Raw genomic sequence first — 22,371 nt, 5'->3', positions numbered from 1 at the left:
TCATCGCGGCACGGAGCGGCCGGCGCTCAGTACGTGCGCAGCAGATCGGCCAGCACACGCTGGCCGAAGACAAGCGATTCTACGGGCACTCGTTCATCGACTCCGTGGAACATCCCTGTGAAGTCGAGATCGGTGGGGAGCTTCAGCGGTGCGAATCCGTACCCCGTGATCCCGAGGTAGGCCAGTGCCTTGTTGTCGGTGCCCGCACCCAGGAGGTACGGGATCACCGGGATGCCCGGGTCGTGACGCCCGATGCTCGCGACCATCGCCTCGACCAGTTCGCCTTCGAACGGGGTCTCCATGCCGATGTCTCGCACGACCGTCTCGATCTCGATGTCGTCCCCCACGATGCTCTGAAGCTCGGCGAGCACGTCGTCCTCGGTCCCGGGGATCACGCGGACATCGATGAGCGCCTCCGCGCGCTCGGGAATCACGTTGTGCTTGTATCCCGCGCTGAGGACCGTGGGGTTCGTGGTGGTCCGGAACGAGGAACGCAGGAACGCCTCGGCAGGTCCCGCGGCTTCCGCGAGGGCGTCGGGGTCGTCCACGCTGCGTCCGCTCAGCGCGCTGAGCCCTTCGAGCAGCGCCGTCGTGGTCGGCGTCAGGCGGATCGGCCACCGGGTGCGACCGATCGCCGCCACCGCCTCGGCGAGCTTCGTGACCGCGTTGTCGTCGTGCAGGCGACTCCCGTGTCCCGCGCGACCCTTCGCGACCAGACGGATCCAGATCAGGGCCTTCTCGCCGACTTGCAGCAGGTACGCCCGACGGTCGTCCACCGTGATCGAGTAGCCACCGACTTCGCTGATCGCCGCCGTCGCCCCGGCGAACCACTCGGGTCGGTTCTGCACGACGAGCGCCGACCCTTCGACACCGCCGTTCTCTTCGTCAGCGAAGAAAGCCAGCACCAGATCGCGCTCCGGGCGCTCTCCGGCGCGGAGGATGTCGGCGACTGCGGTGAGGATCATCGCGTTCATGTTCTTCATGTCGACGGCGCCGCGCCCCCACAGCATGCCGTCCTGCACGATGCCGGCGAAGGGGTCGACACTCCAGTCCTCGGCCATTGCCGGCACGACGTCGAGGTGCCCATGGACGACCAGTGCAGGCTTGTCGCGGTCGCGCCCGGGCACCCGCGCCATCACGTTGGTGCGCCGCGCAACGGGTTCGTAGTACTCGACCTCGAGCCCCAACGCTTCCAGGTAGGACCCGACGTACTCCGCGGCCTCGCGTTCGCCCTTCGCGTTCCCTCCGCCGAAGTTGGATGTGTCGAAGCGGATCAGGTCGCTCGCGACGCGCGCGACCTCCGGAAGAGACGGATCGGTCATGGCTCCAGGCTATCGAAACCACGCGCCACGCCCGGGCGTATGGTTCGGTTCGAGTGCCCGCTGAGGACGTGGTAATGTCATTCTTCGGTCGGCAACGATCATCCAACACCTGCGCGGGTGGCGGAATGGTAGACGCGCTACGTTGAGGTCGTAGTGCCCGTAAGGGCGTGGGGGTTCAAGTCCCCCTCCGCGCACAGACAGCCCCGGAGCATGACTGGTTCGCCAGGAATGCTCCGGGGCTTCTTCGTTCCCGTTCCGGTTCGATCGTGGTCGCTACCTGGTCGGCGATCCGATCGCGGGATACTCGATCGGAGACCGCACCCCGGGCATCATCCGTGACGAGGACGGCGCTCTGACGATCACGATCTCCTCGCCTGGATCGGTCAGACTGCCCCGACGCCGAAGAGCACGCCGAGCACATAGGTGATCGCTGCCGCTCCGAAGCCGATCGCGAGCTGACGGAGTGCGCGCCGCAAGGGCGGTCCGCCCGAGAGCACCCCGACCATGGCGCCGGTGCTCAGCAGCGCGATGCCGACCAGCACCAGTGCGACGACGATCGCGTTCGTCCCCTCCAGCCCGAAGATCCACGGCAGCACGGGGATGATCGCGCCGGAGGCGAACAGCAGGAAGCTCGAGACCGCCGCAGTCCAATCGCTGCCGACGATCTCATGGTCGTCCGCGCGCTGGGCGTTGATCGGGCCGGTCGCGGCTCCGCGTACCCCGGCCTGCGCGGCGGTGACGATACGCCGAGCGCGAGCCAGCGACTCCTCCTGTTCCATGCCGCGCGCGCGATAGACGAGCGCCAGTTCGTTCTCGTCGATGTCGAGGTCTCCCGCGGACGCCGTGGCATCGTCGTTGGCGGCGGTGGCTGCGAGCAACTCGCGCTGCGACCGCACGGACACGAACTCTCCCGCGCCCATCGACAGGGCACCGGCGAGGAGGCCGGCGATGCCGCTGAACAGGACGAATCCCGAGCTGACCCCGGTCGCGCCGATACCGAGCACGAGAGCGAGATTGCTCACGAGGCCGTCGTTGGCACCGAAGACGGCAGCGCGGAACGAGCCGGAGAGGCGCCGTCGACCTCGAGCCGCGAGTCCACGGACGACCTCATAGTGGACCTTCTCGTCGGCACGCATCGCCGGGGTCGCATACTGCTCGGAGTCATACGGCGAACGCGCTTCGGCGTTCTGCGCGAGGGCCAGCACGAAGATCGATCCGAACCGACCGGCCATCCAGCCGAGCATCCTCGACCGGACACCCGCCCGGGGGAGCTTCTCGGGCTCCGCTCCGAGCAGATCGAGCCAGTGCTGCTCGTGTCGACGTTCCGCATCAGCGAGGCTGAGCAGGATCTCCCGCTCCTCCCCCGTGCGTCGGGCTGCGAGCTTCTGGTAGACGGAGCCCTCAGCGCGCTCCTCGACGAGATAGCGGGCCCAGCGCCGACGGTCGGCGGGGGTCGGGGTGTCGGCAGCGGGCGCTGTCATGGATCCTCCAGAACGGGCAATGCCCGGGCGCGGGCAACCGTTCCACGCTATCCGGACCGCCCCGCCGACACCTCGCTCAGACGCGGATTGACAGCATTTCGGGGATCCGAATCGGGCGGCACGAGGTCGCGTCCGACACGCACCGATCGCTCAGCTCAGGAGCGCACGCGCTTGCGCAGGACCTCGATGCGCGACTGCAGTTGCGTCACCGTGGCTTGTGCGACCGCGGGGCCGCCGCAGATCCGCCGAAGTTCGGCATGGACCGCGCCGTGCGGTTCGCCCTTCTGCCGGGCGTACAGGCCGACGAGGCTGTTCAACAGCTGTCGCTGCTCCTTCAGGGTGCGGTGAAGCGGCGGGGGCAGCGTCGTCGTCTCGGCAGGGCCAGCGGAGGCCTCCCGAGCCTCCCGCAACCGGGATTGCCGCGATTGTCGCTGCATGAGCAGCTCATGCACGTGCTCGGGTTCGAGGAGCCCGGGGAATCCGATGAACTCCTCTTCCTCCGGCGTACCCGGCTCGGCCAGCTGACCGAACTCCTGGCCCTCGAACACGACACGATCGAAGTGGGCGACCGAGGAGAGCGCCTGATAGCTGAACTCCTGTGTCAGCGCGTCAGACGTCTCCTCTTCCCGGTTCGCACTCTCGAGCAACGAATCATCGAGACCGTCTTCCTCTTTCGACTGACGGTCGAGCGCGTGATCGCGCTGTTTGTCCATCTCGTTCGCCAGGCCCATGAGCACAGGCACCTGCGGCAGGAACACACTGGCGGCCTCACCGCGACGCCGGGCTCGCACGAACCTACCGATGGCCTGCGCGAAGAACAGAGGCGTCGAGGAGGAGGTGGCATACACGCCGACAGCGAGCCGCGGCACATCGACGCCTTCCGAGACCATGCGCACGGCGACCATCCACCGGTCCGTGCTCGCGCTGAACTTCTCGATGCGTTCGGAGGCCGTGGCGTCGTCGGAGAGCACGATCGTCGGCTGTTGACGTGTGATGCTGTGGAGGATCTTCGCGTAGGCGCGCGCGACCGTCTGATCCGTGGCGAGGACGAGCCCGCCGGCATCGGGAACGTGGTGGCGGATCTCGGTGAGGCGTCGGTCCGCTGCGGACAGCACCGCGGGCATCCAGTCGCCCTCGGGATCGAGTGCCGTGCGCCAGGCCTGCGACGTCACATCCTTCGTGTTGTCCTGACCGAGATGCGTCTCGAGCTCGTCGCCCGTGGTCGTGCGCCAGCGCATCTTTCCGGCATACATGTGGAACAGCACCGGCCGCACGACGCCGTCCGCCAACGCCCGCCCGTAGCCGTAGTTGTAGTCGGTGCGTGAGACGCGCGCACCGGACTCGTCGGGGTGGTACTCGACGAACGGGATCGGTGCCGTATCGCTTCGGAACGGGGTCCCCGACAACAGCAGACGCCGCTTCGCGGGGCCGTACGCATCGCGGATGGCGTCTCCCCAGCTCAACGCATCCCCGCCGTGATGCACCTCGTCGAGGATCACGAGGGTCTTCGCGTCTTCCGTCAGATGCCGATGCACGGAGGACTTCGCCGCGACCTGTGCGTAGGTCACGACGGCACCGTGATAGTGCCGCGCCGGTGCCCAGTCGCTGTTGCGGAACCGAGGATCGAGGCGGATGTGCACCCGCGACGCGGCATCCGCCCACTGCGTCTTGAGGTGTTCCGTCGGCGCGACGACGATGATCCGATTGACCTCGCCCGTGCGCATCAGCTCGACCGCGAGAGTCAAGGCGAAGGTGGTCTTGCCGGCACCGGGTGTGGCCGCGACGAGGAAGTCCCGTTGGTCGTCGCGGAAGTACTGGTCCAGCGCTTCCTGCTGCCAGGCACGCAGCTTGCTCGCGGTTCCCCATGGGGCACGCTGAGGAAAGGACGGAGAGAGCATCGACTCCACGATAATCGTTGCCGACGACACTGCGTCACTCGCCGCACTCCCCCGCGCGCGCCCCGCCCATCAGTGGGTCCCTCGGGGTAGGATCTGTCACTGCGCTGCGGCCACCGCCGCTCCGCGGAACGTTCGCGAAGGAGAGCTGGATGACCGACCAGGATTCGACTCGGACCCCCTATGTACCCAACGAGACGGCGCATCCGTGGCGCCGGTTCGTGGCACTCGGCGACTCGTTCACCGAGGGGATCGGCGACCCCGATCCGGCACATCCGGGAAGCCACCGCGGCTGGGCTGACCGCGTCGCCGAAGTCCTCGCCGCGCAGGTGGACGACTTCGCCTATGCGAACCTCGCGGTGCGCGGCAAGCTGATCGCGCAGATCGTCGCCGACCAGGTCGAGCCCGCGGTGGCGCTGCGCCCGGACCTCGTGTCCATCTGCGCCGGCGGCAACGACGTGATCCGCCCGGGCACCGATCCGGATGCGATCGCCAGCCAACTCGACGACGCCGTCGCCCGCCTCGCTTCGACGGGGGCGGCAGTGCTGCTCTTCACCGGAATCGACACCGGCTTCACGCCGGTCTTCCGCGCCTTCCGAGGGAAGGTCGCGATCTACAACGAGAACGTCCGTGCGATCGCCGAGCGCCACGACTGCATCGTCGCCGACCAGTGGGCGCTCAAGGTCGTGCAGGACATGCGCTTCTTCGACGACGACCGCCTCCACTACAACGCACTCGGCCACCACGAAGTCGCCCGGATGGTGCTGCGCGCCCTCAACGTCCCGAACGATCTCGAGTCCATGCAGCCCGAGCCCTTCCCGCTGCGGACCTGGCGGGAGGCGCGGTCGGAAGACCTCGGCTGGGCACGGGAGCATCTGGTCCCGTGGGTGCTCCGTCGGCTGCGGCACCAGTCATCCGGCGACAACATCGCCGCCAAGCGGCCCGAGCCCTCGCCGGTCGTGCTGCCCGAAAGGGACTGAGCTTCAGCGCTGCATCGCCCAGAGCGCGACCGCGGCCGCCGATGCCACGTTCAGCGAGTCCACTCCCCCGCTCATCGGGATCGTGACGATGTGATCGGCCGCGTCGAGCGCCGTCCGGGAGAGACCGTCCCCCTCGGAGCCCATCACGAGTGCGACGCGCTCCGGCCGTGCGGCTGCGTACGCATCGAGCGACACGGCATCATCGCGCAAGGCGAGCGCGGCGATGTCGAACCCGGCGGCGTGGAGGTCCTCGACCGCGGAGCCCCAGTCGACGATGCGTGTCCACGGCACCTGGAACACCGTTCCCATGCTGACTCGGACGCTCCGCCGGTACAGCGGATCCGCGCCACCCGGCGACACCAGGACGGCATCGGCGCCCAGTCCGGCCGCCGCCCGGAAGGCCGCCCCCACGTTCGTGTGATCGCCGATGTTCTCCAGGATGAGGACGAGCGTCGCCCCTTCCAGCACCGTGCGAACGGACGGCAGCTCCGGGCGGTGCATCGACGCGATCGTCCCGCGATGCACGGCGAAGCCGGTGACGGCCTCGGCGACCTCGTCGGGGACGACGTACACCGGCACGTCGAAGGCACCGACGATCGCACGGATGTCCTCCACCCGGCGCTCCTGCACCAGGACGGAGCGCGGAAGGTGTCCGGCGGCGATCGCCCGGGCGATGACCTTCGTCGATTCCGCGATGTACAGCCCGCCCGCCGGTTCATTCAGTGCTCTGAGAGCCGTGTCCGTGAGCCCGCGGTAGTCGTCGAGGCGTGGATCGTGGACGTCGGTCACCGGGAACAGTTGCACGACTCCCACTCTGCCACCGCCGCGCTCGACGCGCGCAGGGGGCGTCTCGCGCGATCCCCCGTCGACGCCACACCGTAGACTCGCTCGAGGAGGTCCCCGTGAGCGTGTCGAACACCGCCGAGCTGTCGGCCACCGTCGCCTACGCCGCAGAGCTGCTGCACGGCAAGCGCATCGCCCTCTTGACCGGAGCAGGCATCTCCACCGACTCGGGCATCCCCGCCTACCGCGGCGAGGGAGCCCGAACGCGCAGCGACCCGATGACGATCCAGACCTATCTCGGCGACGAAGCGGCGCGGCGACGCTACTGGGTGGGCGGGCATCTGGGCTGGCGTGCCTTCGCCAGTGCCGCCCCCAACCCCGGGCACACAGCTCTTGCTCGACTCGAAGCCGCCGGCAAAGTGTCCGGGGTCATCACCCAGAACGTCGACGGACTGCATCTGCGTGCCGGAAGCTCCCACGTGATCGAGGTGCACGGCACGATGCGCCGGGTGCTCTGCCTGCACTGCGGCCAGGTCTTCGATCGCCGCGACATCGCCGTGCAGATCGAGGAACGCAATCCCTGGATCACCGTCCCCGAGAACATCGCTCTCGCGCCCGACGGCGACGTCCTCCCCGAGAGCACGGACGGCTTCATCGTCCCGGTGTGCACGGTGTGCGACGGGATGCTGAAGCCGGATGTGGTCTTCTTCGGCGAGTACGTGCCGCAGGACCGCTTCCGCGCGGCCGAGTCGCTGCTCCGCTCCAGCTCCGCCCTGATCGTCGCCGGCTCGTCGCTCGTGGTCAACTCAGGGGTGCGCCTCGTCGAGCGCGCCCGCCGCCGCAGCATCCCCCTCATCATCGTCAACCGGGAGCCGACGCGTGCGGACACCTGGGCCGATCTCACCATCGCCGCAGGTACCAGCGACGTGCTCCCCGCACTCCAGGAGCTCCTCACGTGACCTACCTCACGCTCGTCCGCCATGGCCAGACCGACTGGAACCTCGCACGGCGCATCCAGGGATCGACCGACATCCCGCTGAACGAGACCGGTCGGGAAGACGCACGTTGGGCCGCGGAGAAGCTCGCGGGGACGACCCATCACGCCGTGTACTCGAGTCCGCTGCTTCGGGCCAGGGAGACGGCGGAGATCATCGCGGACAGGCTCGGACTGGAGCTCGCCGCCGTCGTCCCGGACATCCGTGAGCGTGAATTCGGCGACGGCGAAGGGCTGCTCGTCGAGGACTACATCCGCACCTACGGAGACTGGCACGCCGAGGTGCCGGGTGCGGAGACGCTGCACGAGGTGGGTGTGCGCGCCATCGCCGCGCTCCACTCGATCGACCGCGAAGCGCGGCGCCGTTCAGCTCCGCAGGCGGAGTCCGTTCTGGTCGTCGCGCACGGCGGCGTGATCCGCGCGGTGATCGACCACGTCTCCGGTGGCACGCTCCCCCGTGAGGGCGATGTCCTGCGCAACGGCTCCGTACACCGCTTCGTCGCGGCCCCCGGGTACCTGCGCCTGCTGGAGGAGTCACCGGTCCTCTGAGCTGATCCTCGTGCGCGCTGTCAGCGTGCGCGGGAGACGACGGAGCGCGCGTGGCGAAGCACGGGTTCGTCGATCATGCGTCCTTCGAATCGGAACACACCGCGTTCGCTCTCGGCGGCTGCGAGCACCGCACGCGCCCAGTCGATGCTCGTGTCATCGGGCCGGTAGGCGGCACGGATGAGCTCGACCTGACTCGGGTGGATGCAGGCGGTCGCGCGGAAACCGGAGGCGGCGGCATCCCGCGCCTCCCGCTGAAGGCCGTCCGAATCGTCGAGATCGATGTGCACGGCGTCGATGGCCGCCTTGCCGTGTGCGCCCGCCTCGAGGAGAACACGCGCGCGAGCGTACCGGGCGATGTCGCGATAGCCTCCGTCGGCGTTCCGTGACGAGGTCCCTCCGAGCGAGGCGACGAGGTCCTCGGCGCCCCACATCATCGCGGACACCGTCGGGTGCGCGGCGATGCGGTCCGCCGCGTGGACGCCACGGGCGGTCTCGCAGAGGGCGATCAGCGAGTAGCGCTCATCGAATGCCGCCAGGCTCTCCGCGCTCTCCGTCTTCGCGACCATCACGGTGCGGAAGTCGGTCTGCGCCAGCGCCGAGAGGTCGGCCATGAAGGCATCAGTGTCCGGGGCGTTGACCCGCACGATCACGCGGTGAGGATCGATGTCGGCGGCGATCACGTTCCGGCGCGCGGCATCCTTCGCATCCGGGAGCACGGCATCCTCGAGGTCGAGGATGACGGCATCGGCTCGCTCAGAGGCCTTCTGGAAGCGCTCAGGGCGATCGGCGGGGCAGAACAGCAAAGCGGGCCCGAGGTCGAAATTCACGCCGTGGCTCCTTCCGGAAGGCAGTGCACGAGCACAGAGCGCACGGCGGTGGCGACGACCGTCCCATCCTGGTTGCGTCCGGTGTGCGCGATCTTCACGATGCCCTGCCCCGGTCGCGATGAGGACAGCCGCTTCTCCACGATGACGCTCTCGGTATAGAGCGTGTCGCCGGCGAACAGCGGATGCGGGAATGCCACGTCACCGAAGCCGAGTTGTGCCACGAGGGTCCCCTGCGTCAACTGGGCGACCGAGGAGCCCACCATCGTCGACAGGGTCCACATCGAGTTCATCAGCCGCGCGTGGAACGGATCCTGCGCATCGGCGAACGCCGCGTCGAGATGGAGCGCCTGCGTGTTCATGGTCAGTGTCGTGAAGAGAACGTTGTCGGCCTCGGTCGCCGTGCGCCCCGGACGGTGCAGGTAACGGGCGTCGATCTCGAACTCCTCGTAGTACAGCCCCCGCTGGAGGATGTCGTGCGTGGTCATACCGGCCACGCTACCCGGCGAGCCCGAGACCCCGTGCGATCACGAGGAGCTGTACTTCGGTGGTGCCCTCGCCGATCTCGAGGATCTTCGAGTCGCGGTAGTGACGCGCCACGGGGAACTCGTTCATGAACCCGTTCCCTCCGAAGATCTGGGTCGCATCCCTGGCATTGTCCATCGCGGCTTCGCCGCCGACGAGCTTGGCGATCGCCGCCGCCTCGGCGAAGGGTTTGCCCGCATCCCGCAGCCTGGCGGCGTGGTGCCAGGCGAGTCGGGCGGTGTGCACCCGCGCACGCATCCGTGCCAGTGTGAACTGCGCGTTCTGCCGAGTACTCAGCGCGGCGCCGAAGATGGTGCGGCTCTGGGCGTACTCGACAGCGGCCTCCAGACACCCCTCGGCTGCACCGGTCGACAGCGCCGCGATCGCGATGCGCCCTTCGTCGAGGATGCTCAGGAAGCTGCGGAAGCCCGTTCCCCGCTCACCCAGCAGGTTCGATGCGGGCACCCGGGCACCGTCGAAGGTCAGTGGATGCGTGTCGGACGCGTTCCAGCCCACCTTGTCATACGGTGCCTCGACCGTGAACCCCGGCGTGCCATTGGGGACGATGATCGTGGAGATCTCCTTGCGACCGCTCTCGTTCCCCGTGACGGCGGTGACGGTCACGAAGCGCGTGATGGGCGTGCCCGAGTTGGTGATGAACTGCTTCGAGCCGTCGATGACCCATTCGTCACCGTCGAGTCGGGCCGTGGTCCTGGTGGCACCGGCATCGCTTCCCGCTTCCGGCTCGGTGAGACCGAAACCCGCCAACGCTCGTCCTGCGAGAAGATCCGGCAGCAGCTCGCGGCGCTGCTCCTCGGTGCCGAAGCGGAAGATCGGCATCGCGCCCAGGCTGACACCTGCCTCGAGTGTGATCGCGATCGACTGATCCACGCGACCGAGGGCCTCGATCGCGATGCCGAGCGCCATGTAGTCGCCGCCCTGGCCGCCGTACTCCTCCGGGAACGGCAGTCCGAACAATCCGAGATCGCCCATCTGCGCCACGACATCCATCGACAGCGTGTGCGAGCGGTCGGCCTCGTAGGCCTGCGGCGCGACGACGGTGTCGGCGAACTCCCGCACCATGGCGGCGAGCTCGCGCTCCTCCTCGGACAGATCTTCCATGTTCAGCTCTCCTCCGTCGTCACACGGGCGACCGGTTGGTCGCGCCGTACCTGGTCGCCGACCGCGACCAGCAGATGCACCACCCCGTCGTGGGGTGCGAGCACAGGGTGTTCCATCTTCATCGCCTCGATCGAGACGAGTGCATCACCGGCGGACACCGGATCCCCGTCCGCGACGTGCACCGCGACGACGCTGCCCGGCATCGGGGCGCGTCCTTCCGGTTCCGTCGCCGCAACCCCCGCGTCACGCGCGGACAGTCGTCGCAGCATCCGCTGCTTCCGGTCGAGGGGCCGGAGGCGCACGGTGCGACCGCCCTCGGCGACCCACACGGCTCCATCGCCATCCACGGCGGCACGGATCGCTTCGCGCGATCCGGTGGGAGACGTCTCCGTGAGCGCGATCTCGTCGTCGGCGTCCGTGAGTGCGACGAACGGTGCGCCTGCCACCTCTGCAGCCCCCAAGCGCCACCCCGGAAGCTCACGCCACAGGGGGCTCGTCCGCACCGGCTCGGCGTGCCCGGAAACCGCCTCGTGCGCCGCGGTGAGCTGCGCCAACGAAGGCCTTTCCGCGTCGAACGGAAGCAGGGTGTCGATGAGACCCGTGTCGAGGTCGCCGGCGAGGACGCGCTCGTCCTGACAGAGGGCCCGGAGGAACGCGATGTTCGTCTCGACGCCCAGCACGACCGTGCGTGCGAGCGCCTCGTCGAGACGAGCAAGTGCAGTGGCACGGTCATCTGCGAACGCGATCACCTTCGCGATCATCGGGTCGTAGAAGCCCGTCACCGCGCTTCCTGACTCGATCGCCGCGTCGACGCGGACGCCGATGGGGGGCTCGAAGAGCAGAACAGTCCCGGTCGAGGGGAGGAATCCGCGCTCCGGCGACTCCGCGTACACGCGGGCCTCCACAGCGTGACCGCGTAGACGTGGTGCGATCGCGAGCGGAAGCCCATCCGCGGCACGGAGTTGAAGAGCGACGAGATCGAGCCCGGTGACCTCCTCGGTCACCGGGTGCTCCACCTGCAGCCGGGTGTTCATCTCGATGAAGAACACCTCATCGGGAGCATCGGCGTCGATGAGGAACTCGACGGTGCCCGCGCCGACGTACTCGACACTCTCAGCCGCGAGGACGGCCGCCGCGAGCAGCTGTTCCCGGGTATGTGCGGGGATCCCGGCGGACGGTGCCTCCTCGATGACCTTCTGGTGCCGTCGCTGCAGCGTGCATTCCCGTTCGCCGAGCGCGACGACCGTCCCGTGCGCATCTCCGAAGACCTGAACCTCGATGTGCCGAGGGCGCCTGATCAGGCGTTCGAGGATCAGAGCATCGTCCCCGAACGCCGCGGCCGCCACACGTCGTGCGGAGGCGAGCGCGCCTGGAAGCCCCTTCGCGTCGGCGACGACCTCCATACCTTTGCCGCCGCCGCCGGCGCTGGGCTTCACCAGCAGCGGGTACCCGACGCGCTCCGCCTCCTCGGCGATCTCGAGATCGGACAGGCCCTTGGCATCGAAGCCGGGGACCACGGGAACGCCGTGGCGCAGGACATGGTCACGAGCGCGCGCTTTGTCCCCCATGATCTGCAGAGCCTTCACCGAGGGGCCGATGAAGACGATGCCGCTCTCCGCGCAGGCCTCCGCGAGTCCGACGCTCTCGGAGAGGAACCCGTAGCCGGGGTGGATGGCCTGGGCGCCGGTGCTGCGGGCGGCTGCGATCACGGCATCGATGTCGAGGTACGACTCCGCCGCCGGTGCAGGACCGATCCGCACGGCAACGTCCGCCTCGCGCACGTGCGGTGCCGAGGCATCGGCGTCGCTGTACACCGCGACGCTGCGGATGCCGAGGGCGCGGAGGGTGCGGATCACGCGCCTGGCGATCTCGCCGCGGTTGGCGACGAGGACGGTGTGGAAGGAGATCTCGGGTGACGACGACATGGCACTCACATCCGGAAGACGCCGAAGCGCGGTTCGGGCAGCGGACTACGGGCGACGACATCGAGGGCGAGGCCCAGGAGGTCGCGGGTCTGAGCGGGATCGACGATGCCGTCGTCCCACAGTCGAGCAGTCGCGTAGTACGGCTCTCCCTGATGCTCATACTGTTCGCGGATCGGCGACTCGAAGGCGGCGCGCTCGGCACTGCTCCAGCTCTCGCCGCGCGCGGAGAGCTGGTCTTCCTTGACGGTCGCGAGAACCGAAGCCGCTTGCGTCCCGCCCATCACGGAGATGCGGCTGGCCGGCCAGGTCCAGAGGAAGCGGGGTGAGTACGCCCGTCCACACATCGAATAGTTGCCTGCCCCGAAGGATCCGCCGATGATGACCGTGAGCTTCGGCACCCTCGTGCTCGCGACAGCTGTCACCATCTTCGCGCCGTCCTTGGCGATACCACCGGCCTCGGCATCGGAGCCGACCATGAATCCCGTGATGTTCTGCAGGAAGAGCAGAGGGATACCGCGCTGATCGCACAGCTCGATGAAGTGCGCTCCCTTGAGCGCGGACTCGCTGAACAGCACCCCGTTGTTCGCGACGACACCGACGGGATGCCCGTGGAGTCGGGCGAAGCCGGTGATCAGAGTCGTGCCGTATTCGGGCTTGAACTCGAGGAAGGTGTCGCCGTCGACCAGCCGCGCGATGACCTCGTGCACGTCGTAGGCGGCGTTGACGTCGACCGGAACGGCGTCGTAGAGACTGGACGGATCCGACGGCGGCCGGCTGGTGGCAACTTCCCACGCGGGTGCTGCGGGCGGGGGAAGCGTGGCGACGATGTCACGAAGGATCTCGAGTGCGTGCTCATCGTCTTCGGCGAGATGGTCGACCACGCCGCTGCGTCGTGCGTGCAACTCACCGCCGCCGAGCTCCTCCGCGGTCACGACCTCGCCGATCGCGGCCTTCACGAGCGGTGGGCCGCCGAGGAAGATAGTGCCCTGCCCCTTGACGATCACGGTCTCGTCACTCATCGCGGGCACGTAGGCGCCACCCGCCGTGCAGGAGCCGAGCACGGCGGCGAGCTGCGGGATACCTTCCGCGGACATGCGCGCCTGATTGAAGAAGATCCGGCCGAAATGCTCCCGGTCCGGGAACACCTCGTCCTGTTTCGGCAGGAATGCCCCTCCCGAGTCGACCAGGTAGAGGCACGGCAGACGGTTCTCGAGCGCGATCTCCTGGGCCCGCAGGTGCTTCTTGACGGTGAGGGGGAAGTAGGTGCCTCCCTTCACCGTCGCGTCGTTGCAGACGACCATCACGTGACGGCCGTGGACCAGACCGACGCCGGCGATCACACCTGCTCCCGGGGCCTCTCCCCCGTACAGACCGTCGGCCGCGAGCGGGGCCACCTCCAGGAAGGGGCTGCCTTCGTCGAGGACCCGTGCGACACGGTCGCGCGGGAGGAGCTTCCCCCGGGAGACATGGCGTTCACGGGACGCCTCCGGTCCGCCGAGCGCGGCCGTCGCAAGGCGTTCTCGCAGCTCCCGCGCGAGTGACTCCTGAGTTGCGGGCATCGTGATGTCCTCCTCGACCCACGTCCGCGCGGGCGAGAGCCCTGGCGCGGTGCATGCACTTTCGGTTAGTGTTCACTAACCCGTTGCTTCAGGTTAGCGAGGATTAACTGAGATGACAAGCCCGGTCACCGCCCGAGACCGCGCCAAGGCCGAACGGTCCGATGCGATCCTGCACGCCGCCGCGCGGCTCTTCGCCGCGCGCGGGTACAGCGGCGTGAGCCTGGAAGACATCGGCGCAGCCGTCGGTGTCTCCGGTCCCGCCGTCTACCGCCACTTCGCGGGCAAGCAAGCCCTGCTGGGCGCAGTTCTCGTCAAGGTCAGCGAGGACCTCATCCGAGGGGGTCAGCGCGTCGCCGAGGAAGCTCCGACCGCCGACGAGCGGATGCGCGCGTTGATCCGCTTCCACGTCGACTTCGCTCTGGGCAACGCCGAGGTCATCCAGGTGCAGGATCGTGACCTGGCTTATCTGAGCGACTCCGACCGCGCCGATGTCCGCCGATTGCAGCGCTCCTACATCGAGCTCTGGATGTCGGCGCTGTCGCCGTTGCACGCGGCTGCCGAGGGCGGCGTCGACCAAGACGAACTGCGCCTTCGTGTCCAGGCATGTTTCGGACTCATCAACTCCACCCCTCACAGCACGCGCGCCGCTGCCAGGCAGCGCTCCGCCACCGCGACCGTGCTGGTCGCGATGGCGGAGGCCGCTCTGCGCGCGACTACCTGAGGAGCATCGCTCTTCCCGGTTCCTCGAGGATGTCGGCGACGTCCTTGAGGAACCGCGCTCCTTCTGCGCCGTCCACCAAGCGGTGGTCGAAGGACAGACTGAGCGTCATGACGTCACGAAGCGCGATCTCGCCGCGGTGCTCCCACGGCTGTCGCCGAACAGCACCGATCGCCAGGATCCCGGACTGCCCCGGCGGGAGGATGGGCGTGCCTGCATCGACTCCGAAGACGCCGATGTTCGAGATCGAGAACGTGCCGCCCGCGAGCTCGGCGGGCGATGTCTTTCCCGCGCGCGCGACCTCGGCCAGCGACTTCACCGCATCCGCCAGGCCGAGCAGCGTGAGCTGTTCCGCGTCCCTGATCATCGGGACGATGAGGCCTCGATCCGTCGCGGCGGCGATCCCGAGGTCCACGTAGTTGTGCTGGACGATCTCGCCGGCCGCCTCATCCCACCGGGAGTTCAGACCAGGGGTGCGCCCCAGCGCGAGGCAGACCGCCTTCGCCACGACGGTCAGCGGGCCGATGCGGTGCGCGGCGAGCGAACGGTCTTCGCGGAGACGGGCGAGGAGTTCCATCGTCCCGGTCACGTCGACCGTGTGGAAGACGGTGACGTGCGGCGCCGTGAACGCGCTCTGCACCATCGCCGCAGCCGTGTGTCTGCGCACACCGCGGATCGGGATGCGCGTCTCGCGCTGTTCGTCGCCGAGAGCTGCGGCACTGGACGGCACGGTCGATCCGCTCACCGCGTCTTCCTCGCCCCCTGTCCCCACGGCGCCGACCCGCTCCGCATAGGCGTCGACGTCCGCGCGGGTGACGACGCGGTCGCCCACCTCGGCGGCGACGAGCACCAGATCGATCCCGAGACGTTTCGCATGGGCGCGCACCGGTGGTGTCGATCGCGGCCGCTCGATCGGGGCCTCGACGGCGGCGGACGAGGTGGCATCATGCGGTGCCGCCTCGAGGACCGCCGTGTCGACCGCAGTCGCGGTGACGCCGACTCGCCGGGCACGTCGCGCTGGACGTCCCGCAGACGTGGGTGCCGCTCCATAACCGACGAGGTTGGGCTGGGCCTTCTCTCCCGATGCGGCGGCCGGAGTCGGCCCGCTCTCGTCGCCGACCACGTCGAAGTCGATCAGGGGTGCTCCGACGGCGACGGTCTCGCCGGCCTCGGCGTGGAGCGTCGCCACCGTTCCGGCATAGGGAGAGGGAAGTTCCACGATCGCTTTCGCGGTCTCGACCTCGGCGAGCGTCTGGTTGAGCGCGACCGTGTCGCCGGGCGAGACCAGCCAGGACACCACTTCGGCCTCGGTGAGCCCTTCCCCGAGATCGGGAAGGCGGAACTCGGCGTTCATGCGTCTGCTCCCGTCAAGCTGTTCGGCCGATCCAGCACGCGATCGACCGCGTCGAGCAGGCGATCGAGGTCGGGCAGGTGGTACTTCTCGAGCTTCGCCGGCGGATACGGGATGTCGTGTCCGGTGACGCGCAGCGGCGCCGACTCGAGGTATTCGAAGCAGCGCTCGGTGATGCTGGCGATCACCTCGGCCGCGACGCCGGCCTCACGGGAGGCCTCGTGGGCGACGACGACTCGTCCGGTCTTCCGCACGGAGGCGGCGACCGAGTCGTAGTCGACCGGCGAGAGCGAGCGCAGGTCGATGACCTCCAGGGAGATGCCCTCGTCCTCTGCAGCCTCGGCGGCCTGGAGCGCGGTGGACACCATGGCTCCATAGGTGATGAGCGTCGCGTCCGTGCCGGCGCGGACCACACGCGCCAATCCCATCGGAGGTGCGTCGGCGAGGGGTGCGTCGAGGTCGACCTCTCCCTTGTGGTGGTAGAGCCGCTTCGGCTCGAAGAAGATCACGGGATCATCCGAGGCGATCGCCTGCCGCAGGCTGCGGTACGCGTCCTCGGGATTCGAGACCGCGATCACGCGCAATCCGGCGGTGTGGACGAAGTACGCTTCCGGAGACTCGGAGTGATGCTCCGCCGCACCGATGCCTCCAGCCCACGGGATCCGGATGGTGATGGGCATCTTCACGCGGCCTTGCGTGCGGTAGTGCAGCTTCGCGACCTGCGCCACGATCTGATCGAAGGCCGGATAGACGAAGCCGTCGAACTGGATCTCGACCACCGGTCGGTAGCCGCGGAACGCGAGCCCGACCGCTGTACCGACGATGCCGGACTCCGCCAGCGGGGTGTCGATCACGCGCGCGGCGCCGAACTCGTCCAGGAGCCCATCGGTGATGCGGAACACCCCACCGAGCTTCCCGATGTCCTCGCCGAGGAGAACGACTTTGTCGTCGTCGCGCATCGCCTGGCGGAGTCCTGCGCCGAGGGCCTTTCCGAGCGTGAGTTCGGTCATGCTCAGACCTCGCCTTCGAACGAGGCGAGGTACGCCGCGTACTCGTCGCGCTGGCGCTCGAGCCCGGTGTGCGGATCGGCGTAGACCCCATCGAACACGGCCAGCGGCGGGCGCGTCACCATGTTCAGGCACGCCGCCCGCATCTCCGACGCGATGACGTCGGCGGCCGCCTGAGTCTCGGCGAGATCCTCGTCCGTCAGGTCTCCGGTGGCGCGCAGGTGTGCCTCCAGCCGCGCGATCGGATCGCGGCGGCGCCACGACTCGAGTTCGTCCTGGTCGCGGTAACGCGTCGGATCGTCGGCCGTCGTGTGCGGACCCATGCGGTACGTGACCGCCTCGATGTAGGCCGGCCCCTTGCCGGAGCGCGCGTGATCGAGCGCCCAGCGCATGGCCGCCATGCAGGCGAGGACATCGTTTCCGTCGACGCGGACGCTGGGGATGCCGAACCCCGGCGCCCGCCCGGCGATCGGATACTGGGACTGCACCGCGACCGGCTCCGAGATGGCCCAGTGGTTGTTCTGGCAGACGAAGACGACCGGTGCCTGGTAGGACGCGGCGAAGATCATCGCCTCGTTCACATCGCCCTGGCTGGTCGCGCCGTCTCCGAAGTACGTCACCGCGACTTCGTCGGCGCCGTCGTGCTGAATGCCCAGAGCGTAACCGACCGCGTGAAGCGTCTGCGCGCCGATGATGATCTGCAACGGAGCAACGCCGAGTGCAGCGGGGTCGTACGCGGCCCCCTCTTCACCGCGCCACATGCGCACGTAGTCGCCGGGCTCTGCGCCGCGCGCGTAGATGACGCCGGTCTCCCGGTAGCTGGGGAACACGAAGTCGTCCTTCGCGATCGCCCGGGCAGTGCCGATCTGCGTGGCCTCCTGGCCTTGGCAGGGAGCCCAGAGACCGAGCTGGCCCTGCCGCTGGAGCGCCACGCCTTCGGCATCGATCCGGCGGAGGATGACCATGTCGCGGAGCAGGGAGCGCAGCTGTGCGGCATCGACGTCCGCGACGAACGGGTCCAACCGAGGGTTCGCGACACGGTTTCCGTCCGGGGCCAGGATGCGCTCGGAGAGCTCCAGGTCCTGGGCGGTGTCTGCGATGGGGGTGATCTGCGGTGACATCATCGTCCTCCTCGTCCTCGGCGGCCCTCGTGAGGCTCCGCGCGGTGATGCCGGCGTCATCACCGGCATGGTCCGAGAGTACGTCCGCTGAACACCTCGCTCAAGCATTCGAACCCGGCTTGAGCATGTTGCTCAATTTGCGCGGGGGCGATGCTGCTAAGGTTTGGCACTATGCCCGGACTGGACCGTATCGATCTCGAACTCCTCGCTGCTCTCGCCGACGACCCGAGGACGACGATCGTGGCGTTGGCGGAGAATCTGGGGCTGTCACGCAACACGATCCAGGCGCGGATGGCACGGTTGGAGCAGAGCGGGATCTTCCTCTCCTACGAGCGGTCCTTCTCCCCCGACGTCCTGGGCTTCCCGCTTCAGGCGTTCGTCAGCATCGGCGTGCGACAAACGGAACTCCCCCGCATCATCAACGAACTGGCCCGGATCCCCGAGGTCGTCCAGGCGCACGGACTGAGCGGGTCGATCGATCTGCTCGCGCGGGTCGCATGCCGCGATGCACGCCATCTCTTCGACACCGACGCCCGCATCCTGTCGATCGAGGGGGTGGAACGCACCGAGACGTCGCTCGCGATGGGCGAGGTCATCCCGTTCCGCGTCGCGGGCCTCATCGGCCTCGCACGACGGGAATCCTGAGGAAGCGACGCACCGCACCCGCCGCTTCGGCAGGCGTCTCGTAGTGGATGAGATGGCCGACGTGAGCGATCTCGACCAATTCGGCATCCCGGAAGGTCTTCGCCAGCTTCCGCTCGGCCTCGATCGGGGTGATGTCGTCGCGCTCCGCAGCCACGAGCAGGGTCGGGACATCGATCTCGGGCGCGAACTCCCGGACGTCGTGCGAGACGCTCGCGACGAAGGCGTCGCGCAGCACGTCGCGGTCTGAGAAGCGCGAGAAGTAGGTGTCGTGCTGGTCGTGGATGAACCGGCGCAGCGCGGGATCCTTCGTCTTCGCCATCGTGATGCTCATCACCCGGACGATGACGCGGTTGCGCAGCAGCGCGGTTCCGAGCCGCTCCGGAAGACGGGCACCGAGCGCGTAGTAGAGCACGGCAAGGCGCGTCATCAGACCTTTGGGGCCTTCCAGCGCCGGAGCACCGATCGGGTTCAGCAGGATCAGCCGTGGGGTGCCCAGACCTCGCGCGACGGCCGCTGCCGTCACGATCGAACCGAACGAGTGCCCGAGGATCACGGCACCCGGCGCCACCGCGGACGCGAAGTCCGTGAGCCAACCGGCGTACTCGTCCAGGTCGTGCCGCCGCCCGGGCAACGGTGCCGACTCGCCGAAACCGGGGAGGTCAGGGGCGATCACACGCACTTCGGGAAGGTAGGCCAACACCGGTTCGAGGCCGTGGTGCTCGCCGCGGAAGCCGTGCACGGCGATGACGGTGGTCTCAGCATCCTCGGGCCCGTACACCCAGTACGCGGTCGTCGCACCCCGCACCTCGACCTCGTGTCGCTGCACGGGGAGGCGACGCAGGCGGTCTGCATACGGGGAAGGCACGGTCATGATCCGAGTCTACGAGTCGACGTGCGTCTGCCCGACCCGGAAACGATCAGACACGGTGCTATACGCTCCTGGTGATGTGCTGCCGAGTGGGATCGCAGCGCGAGGAACAAGGAGCACGGCCATGCAGTTCACATCCACCGACATCGCACAGGTGGAGTCCACGTGGCACCAGTTCGTCCCCTCGTCGTCGCTGCAGAACGCCGACCCTCGCCACTTCCGCTTCGACTGGCATTCCGAGATCCTCGACAGCGTCGCTGTCGTGAACTACCGACTCGCCGCACAGATCCACTCCCTCGCCGAACCGCAGGACCAGTTGCTGGTGTGCCGTGTCGACGCACCCGACGCCAGAGTCTGGTCCGCTCGCCACTCGCTCGACCCGGGGCGACCGTGGATCTCGGACGGCACCCGCGTCGAGGCGAGATGGGATCGCGCTGCACGAGTCCGCGCGTTCGTCGTCGATCGCGCCGCCGCGGAGACCCGCGCTGCACAGATCACGGGGGTCGACGGACGAAAGCTGCGCACCACGGGATTCGCTCCCCCCTCCGCCGTCGCCGCGCAGCGCTGGGAGAGGGCTTTCTCCTATGTCGAGGGAGCCCTCGTCGACGAGGCCGCAGAGCCGCTCCTGATCGCCGAGCTCGAACGACACGTCCTGATGATGACCCTCGCCACCTTTCCGACGACGTTCTCCGAGTATCTCGATCGCCCTGCCCAGCGCGCCGCGGCACCGGCAGCCGTCCGGAGGGCGCTCGCGTACATCGACGAGAACGCGCATCGTGCGATCACCATCGACGATGTCGCCGCGGCGTCGTTCATCTCGACGAGGGGTCTGCAGTACGCATTCCGTCGGGCGCTCGACATCACGCCTGCAGAAGCGCTGCGTCGCGCACGCCTCGACGGCGCCCGGCGTGATCTCCACGCGGGCAACGGTCGCTCCGTCACGGAGATCTCCCGTCGCTGGGGCTTCAGCAACTCCTCGCGGTTCAGTGCCGCCTACCGTGAGGCGTACGGCAACACACCGTCGCTCACGGGACCGTGACACGGGGCGAACAATCTTTTCGTATCCGACGGCGAGTCGATCTCCCGCCCCCGTCGCTTCGCCGCCGTGTGGTTAGAGTTCAAGTACCCGGAGCACCCTCCCGGTCTGTCGCGCACACCGTCGAGGAGTCCCCATGATCCAGATCCGCTCTGACGTCGAAACCTCCGCCCGCTGATGGGCAGTCTCTACTACGGCGACGCCCAGACTCCGATCCAGATCGACGACCGCGCGCTCGCGCACCTGAAGGTCGTCATCGCGACCAAACTCCGCCGCAACGAGAGCTTCACCCTCTCGTGGCGACACCCGGAAGGGGATGCACCCGGACGCTCGACTCTGTGGCTGCACCCCTCGATCCCGCTCCGGTTCGTGTTCCAGGAGCCCGAGTCCCCGGAGCTGAGCCGGAAGTGGATCGAAGACCTCGCTCACTCCGCCAGCTCCAGTGGAGGGATCCTCCTCGTGGAGGAGCACCTCGAGAGCGGCGCTGCCGACTGACGGTTCCGGATGGCTCGACCACCCGGAACCGTCAGTCCTGCTCAGACCGCCTCGTCGCCACTCGAACTGACGGAGCGGCGAGTGGTCGGTTCCCCGGTCGCGGGGTCGACGAAGGTGCGTGAGACGGTCTCGGTCCGACGACGACGGGCGAGGAGGACGATTCCGATCAGGAATATGACGACTCCGGCGCCCATGAGGATGTATCCGACCATGTCGAGGTCGACCCATTGGATGTCGACGTTCACCGCGAAGACGAGGATTGCTCCGATCACGAAGAGCGCGATTCCGCTGCCGATGCTCATGGTTTCTCCCGTTCTGCGACGCGATGCCGCTCCGTCGAAGAATGGCGTGGCAGAGTCACGCGCGGGAGGGGCTTGACAGCGGCGGATCGGGCCGGACACGCCCGTGTTCGTCTCACGAACGCAGGTATCTAACCTCGCGAGCGAAGAGTAGGGCGGGCGGGACTTGAACCCGCGATCGTTGGGTTATGAGCCCACTGCCTTAACCAGCTTGGCCACCGCCCCGTACGCACCTCAGCCTATCGTTCGGCGAGGTCATGCAGAGCTCACACAGAGGTCGCTGCGGAGTGCGTCTGCGAGTGCCGCAGATAGACGTCGGCATTGCTGATCAGGCCCGCACGCTCCTCCTCGCTGAGCGCGCGGCGGACCTTCGCAGGCACACCGGCCACCAGTGAGCCCCCGGGGACTTCCGTCCCACCCAGGACGACCGCGCCGCCGGCGATCAAGCACCCCTCGCCGATCACCGCACCACTGAGGATCACCGCCCCCATGCCGACGAGCGATCCATCGCCGATCGTGCAGCCGTGCACCACGGCATTGTGTCCGATCGACACCTTCGTACCGACGATGACCGGGTGTCCTCCGTCCACATGGACGGAGACGTTGTCCTGCACGTTCGACCCCGGGCCGATGACGATCTCCGCCGAATCGCCACGGAGCACGGCGTTGTACCAGACGCTGGATCCTGCAGCGAGCGAGACGTCTCCGATGATGCGCGCCCCCGCGGCGACGAATGCCGTGGAATCGACCGACGGCGCGCTGTTCGGCAGGGCGAGGAGGGAGGCTTCCACGGCGATGGTCATGAGGCGAGACTACCCTCAGATCCGCGGAATGACAGGGAAGTGAGCCGAGCCTCAGCTTGCTTGCGGAAT

Annotated in this window: 22 protein-coding genes and 2 tRNA genes; 8 read left to right on the top strand and 16 right to left on the bottom strand. The window is 68.2% G+C overall.

Features of this window, described 5'->3' with window-relative positions; all coding sequences use genetic code 11:
• Positions 1 to 26 precede the first annotated feature (26 nt).
• Positions 27 to 1,322: a M20/M25/M40 family metallo-hydrolase gene (locus E0W80_RS01310; RefSeq protein WP_131491008.1), complete on the bottom strand. Its 1,296-nt coding sequence runs from the start codon at positions 1,320 to 1,322 to the stop codon at positions 27 to 29.
• Between the two features lie 111 nt (positions 1,323 to 1,433).
• On the opposite strand from E0W80_RS01310, the gene E0W80_RS01305 reads away from it, so the two are divergent.
• Positions 1,434 to 1,516: transfer RNA gene (locus E0W80_RS01305), tRNA-Leu, on the top strand.
• Between the two features lie 189 nt (positions 1,517 to 1,705).
• On the opposite strand, the gene E0W80_RS01300 is transcribed toward E0W80_RS01305, so the two are convergent.
• Positions 1,706 to 2,803, bottom strand: a complete 1,098-nt coding sequence (locus E0W80_RS01300) for a VIT1/CCC1 family protein (RefSeq protein WP_047519620.1) — start codon at positions 2,801 to 2,803, stop codon at positions 1,706 to 1,708.
• A gap of 155 nt (positions 2,804 to 2,958) precedes the next feature.
• Positions 2,959 to 4,701 carry a DEAD/DEAH box helicase gene (locus E0W80_RS01295; protein ID WP_131491007.1) on the bottom strand — a complete coding sequence of 581 codons (1,743 nt, stop codon included), beginning with the start codon at positions 4,699 to 4,701 and terminating at the stop codon, positions 2,959 to 2,961.
• A gap of 149 nt (positions 4,702 to 4,850) precedes the next feature.
• Between E0W80_RS01295 and E0W80_RS01290 the strand changes: the two genes are divergently transcribed.
• Positions 4,851 to 5,678: an SGNH/GDSL hydrolase family protein gene (locus E0W80_RS01290; RefSeq protein ID WP_131491006.1), complete on the top strand. Its 828-nt coding sequence runs from the start codon at positions 4,851 to 4,853 to the stop codon at positions 5,676 to 5,678.
• A gap of 3 nt (positions 5,679 to 5,681) precedes the next feature.
• Here the strand turns inward: E0W80_RS01290 and E0W80_RS01285 are convergent, their stop codons facing one another.
• Positions 5,682 to 6,482, bottom strand: a complete 801-nt coding sequence (locus tag E0W80_RS01285; RefSeq protein ID WP_131491005.1) for an RNA methyltransferase — start codon at positions 6,480 to 6,482, stop codon at positions 5,682 to 5,684.
• Between the two features lie 98 nt (positions 6,483 to 6,580).
• Between E0W80_RS01285 and E0W80_RS01280 the strand changes: the two genes are divergently transcribed.
• A complete protein-coding gene (locus E0W80_RS01280) occupies positions 6,581 to 7,420 on the top strand; it encodes a Sir2 family NAD-dependent protein deacetylase (RefSeq protein ID WP_131491004.1) in 840 nt (279 codons plus the stop codon).
• Positions 7,417 to 8,004, top strand: a complete 588-nt coding sequence (locus E0W80_RS01275) for a histidine phosphatase family protein (RefSeq protein ID WP_131491003.1) — start codon at positions 7,417 to 7,419, stop codon at positions 8,002 to 8,004. The genes E0W80_RS01280 and E0W80_RS01275 overlap by 4 nt, the downstream gene beginning before the upstream one ends.
• Before the next feature lie 20 nt (positions 8,005 to 8,024).
• Here the strand turns inward: E0W80_RS01275 and E0W80_RS01270 are convergent, their stop codons facing one another.
• The 5 genes from E0W80_RS01270 to E0W80_RS01250 are packed head-to-tail and all read right to left on the bottom strand — an operon-like array spanning position 8,025 to position 13,959.
• A complete protein-coding gene (locus E0W80_RS01270; RefSeq protein ID WP_131491002.1) occupies positions 8,025 to 8,831 on the bottom strand; it encodes a CoA ester lyase in 807 nt (268 codons plus the stop codon).
• Positions 8,828 to 9,316 carry a MaoC family dehydratase gene (locus tag E0W80_RS01265; RefSeq protein WP_047519727.1) on the bottom strand — a complete coding sequence of 163 codons (489 nt, stop codon included), beginning with the start codon at positions 9,314 to 9,316 and terminating at the stop codon, positions 8,828 to 8,830. Before E0W80_RS01265 ends, E0W80_RS01270 begins: the two co-directional genes overlap by 4 nt.
• 10 nt (positions 9,317 to 9,326) lie before the next feature.
• A complete protein-coding gene (locus E0W80_RS01260) occupies positions 9,327 to 10,475 on the bottom strand; it encodes an acyl-CoA dehydrogenase family protein (RefSeq protein ID WP_131491001.1) in 1,149 nt (382 codons plus the stop codon).
• 2 nt (positions 10,476 to 10,477) lie between these two features.
• The gene (locus tag E0W80_RS01255) at positions 10,478 to 12,400 is read right to left on the bottom strand and encodes a biotin carboxylase N-terminal domain-containing protein (protein ID WP_131491000.1); all 1,923 of its coding nucleotides are present in this window, start codon (positions 12,398 to 12,400) and stop codon (positions 10,478 to 10,480) included.
• Positions 12,401 to 12,405: 5 nt separating this feature from the next.
• Positions 12,406 to 13,959, bottom strand: coding sequence for a carboxyl transferase domain-containing protein (locus E0W80_RS01250; RefSeq protein WP_131490999.1), 1,554 nt, complete (start codon positions 13,957 to 13,959; stop codon positions 12,406 to 12,408).
• Positions 13,960 to 14,071: 112 nt separating this feature from the next.
• On the opposite strand from E0W80_RS01250, the gene E0W80_RS01245 reads away from it, so the two are divergent.
• Positions 14,072 to 14,680 carry a TetR/AcrR family transcriptional regulator gene (locus tag E0W80_RS01245; protein WP_131490998.1) on the top strand — a complete coding sequence of 203 codons (609 nt, stop codon included), beginning with the start codon at positions 14,072 to 14,074 and terminating at the stop codon, positions 14,678 to 14,680.
• Here the strand turns inward: E0W80_RS01245 and E0W80_RS01240 are convergent.
• The 3 genes from E0W80_RS01240 to pdhA are packed head-to-tail and all read right to left on the bottom strand — an operon-like array spanning position 14,673 to position 18,156.
• A complete protein-coding gene (locus tag E0W80_RS01240; protein WP_131490997.1) occupies positions 14,673 to 16,031 on the bottom strand; it encodes a dihydrolipoamide acetyltransferase family protein in 1,359 nt (452 codons plus the stop codon). The two genes, E0W80_RS01245 and E0W80_RS01240, sit on opposite strands and share 8 nt — an antisense overlap.
• Complete coding sequence (locus E0W80_RS01235; protein ID WP_131490996.1) at positions 16,028 to 17,038, bottom strand: alpha-ketoacid dehydrogenase subunit beta; 1,011 nt, start codon at positions 17,036 to 17,038, stop codon at positions 16,028 to 16,030. The genes E0W80_RS01240 and E0W80_RS01235 overlap by 4 nt, the downstream gene beginning before the upstream one ends.
• A gap of 2 nt (positions 17,039 to 17,040) precedes the next feature.
• Positions 17,041 to 18,156 (bottom strand): pyruvate dehydrogenase (acetyl-transferring) E1 component subunit alpha, encoded by a 1,116-nt coding sequence (pdhA, locus tag E0W80_RS01230; RefSeq protein WP_131491101.1) that lies wholly within the window; start codon positions 18,154 to 18,156, stop codon positions 17,041 to 17,043.
• 171 nt (positions 18,157 to 18,327) lie between these two features.
• Between pdhA and E0W80_RS01225 the strand changes: the two genes are divergently transcribed.
• Positions 18,328 to 18,801 carry an Lrp/AsnC family transcriptional regulator gene (locus E0W80_RS01225; RefSeq protein ID WP_028501915.1) on the top strand — a complete coding sequence of 158 codons (474 nt, stop codon included), beginning with the start codon at positions 18,328 to 18,330 and terminating at the stop codon, positions 18,799 to 18,801.
• Here E0W80_RS01225 and E0W80_RS01220 read toward each other — a convergent pair.
• Complete coding sequence (locus E0W80_RS01220) at positions 18,773 to 19,672, bottom strand: alpha/beta hydrolase (RefSeq protein ID WP_131490995.1); 900 nt, start codon at positions 19,670 to 19,672, stop codon at positions 18,773 to 18,775. The genes E0W80_RS01225 and E0W80_RS01220 overlap by 29 nt on opposite strands.
• A 121-nt stretch (positions 19,673 to 19,793) precedes the next feature.
• Between E0W80_RS01220 and E0W80_RS01215 the strand changes: the two genes are divergently transcribed.
• Both E0W80_RS01215 and E0W80_RS01210 read left to right on the top strand, forming a co-directional pair.
• Positions 19,794 to 20,708, top strand: coding sequence for a helix-turn-helix transcriptional regulator (locus E0W80_RS01215; RefSeq protein ID WP_131490994.1), 915 nt, complete (start codon positions 19,794 to 19,796; stop codon positions 20,706 to 20,708).
• A gap of 174 nt (positions 20,709 to 20,882) precedes the next feature.
• Complete coding sequence (locus E0W80_RS01210) at positions 20,883 to 21,200, top strand: hypothetical protein (RefSeq protein WP_131490993.1); 318 nt, start codon at positions 20,883 to 20,885, stop codon at positions 21,198 to 21,200.
• A gap of 41 nt (positions 21,201 to 21,241) precedes the next feature.
• Here the strand turns inward: E0W80_RS01210 and E0W80_RS01205 are convergent, their stop codons facing one another.
• The 3 genes from E0W80_RS01205 to E0W80_RS01195 all read right to left on the bottom strand — a co-directional run bounded on the left by E0W80_RS01205 (position 21,242) and on the right by E0W80_RS01195 (position 22,302).
• A complete protein-coding gene (locus tag E0W80_RS01205; RefSeq protein WP_047519650.1) occupies positions 21,242 to 21,502 on the bottom strand; it encodes a DUF6458 family protein in 261 nt (86 codons plus the stop codon).
• 148 nt (positions 21,503 to 21,650) lie between these two features.
• Positions 21,651 to 21,724, bottom strand: a tRNA-Ile gene (locus E0W80_RS01200).
• A gap of 41 nt (positions 21,725 to 21,765) precedes the next feature.
• The gene (locus tag E0W80_RS01195) at positions 21,766 to 22,302 is read right to left on the bottom strand and encodes a gamma carbonic anhydrase family protein (protein WP_131490992.1); all 537 of its coding nucleotides are present in this window, start codon (positions 22,300 to 22,302) and stop codon (positions 21,766 to 21,768) included.
• Positions 22,303 to 22,371 lie beyond the last annotated feature (69 nt).

This window comes from Microbacterium sp. PI-1, assembly GCF_004337555.1.
In the GTDB taxonomy this organism is placed as follows: Bacteria; Actinomycetota; Actinomycetes; order Actinomycetales; family Microbacteriaceae; genus Microbacterium; species Microbacterium aurugineum.
This window is presented reverse-complemented; position numbering and strand designations above follow the sequence as displayed.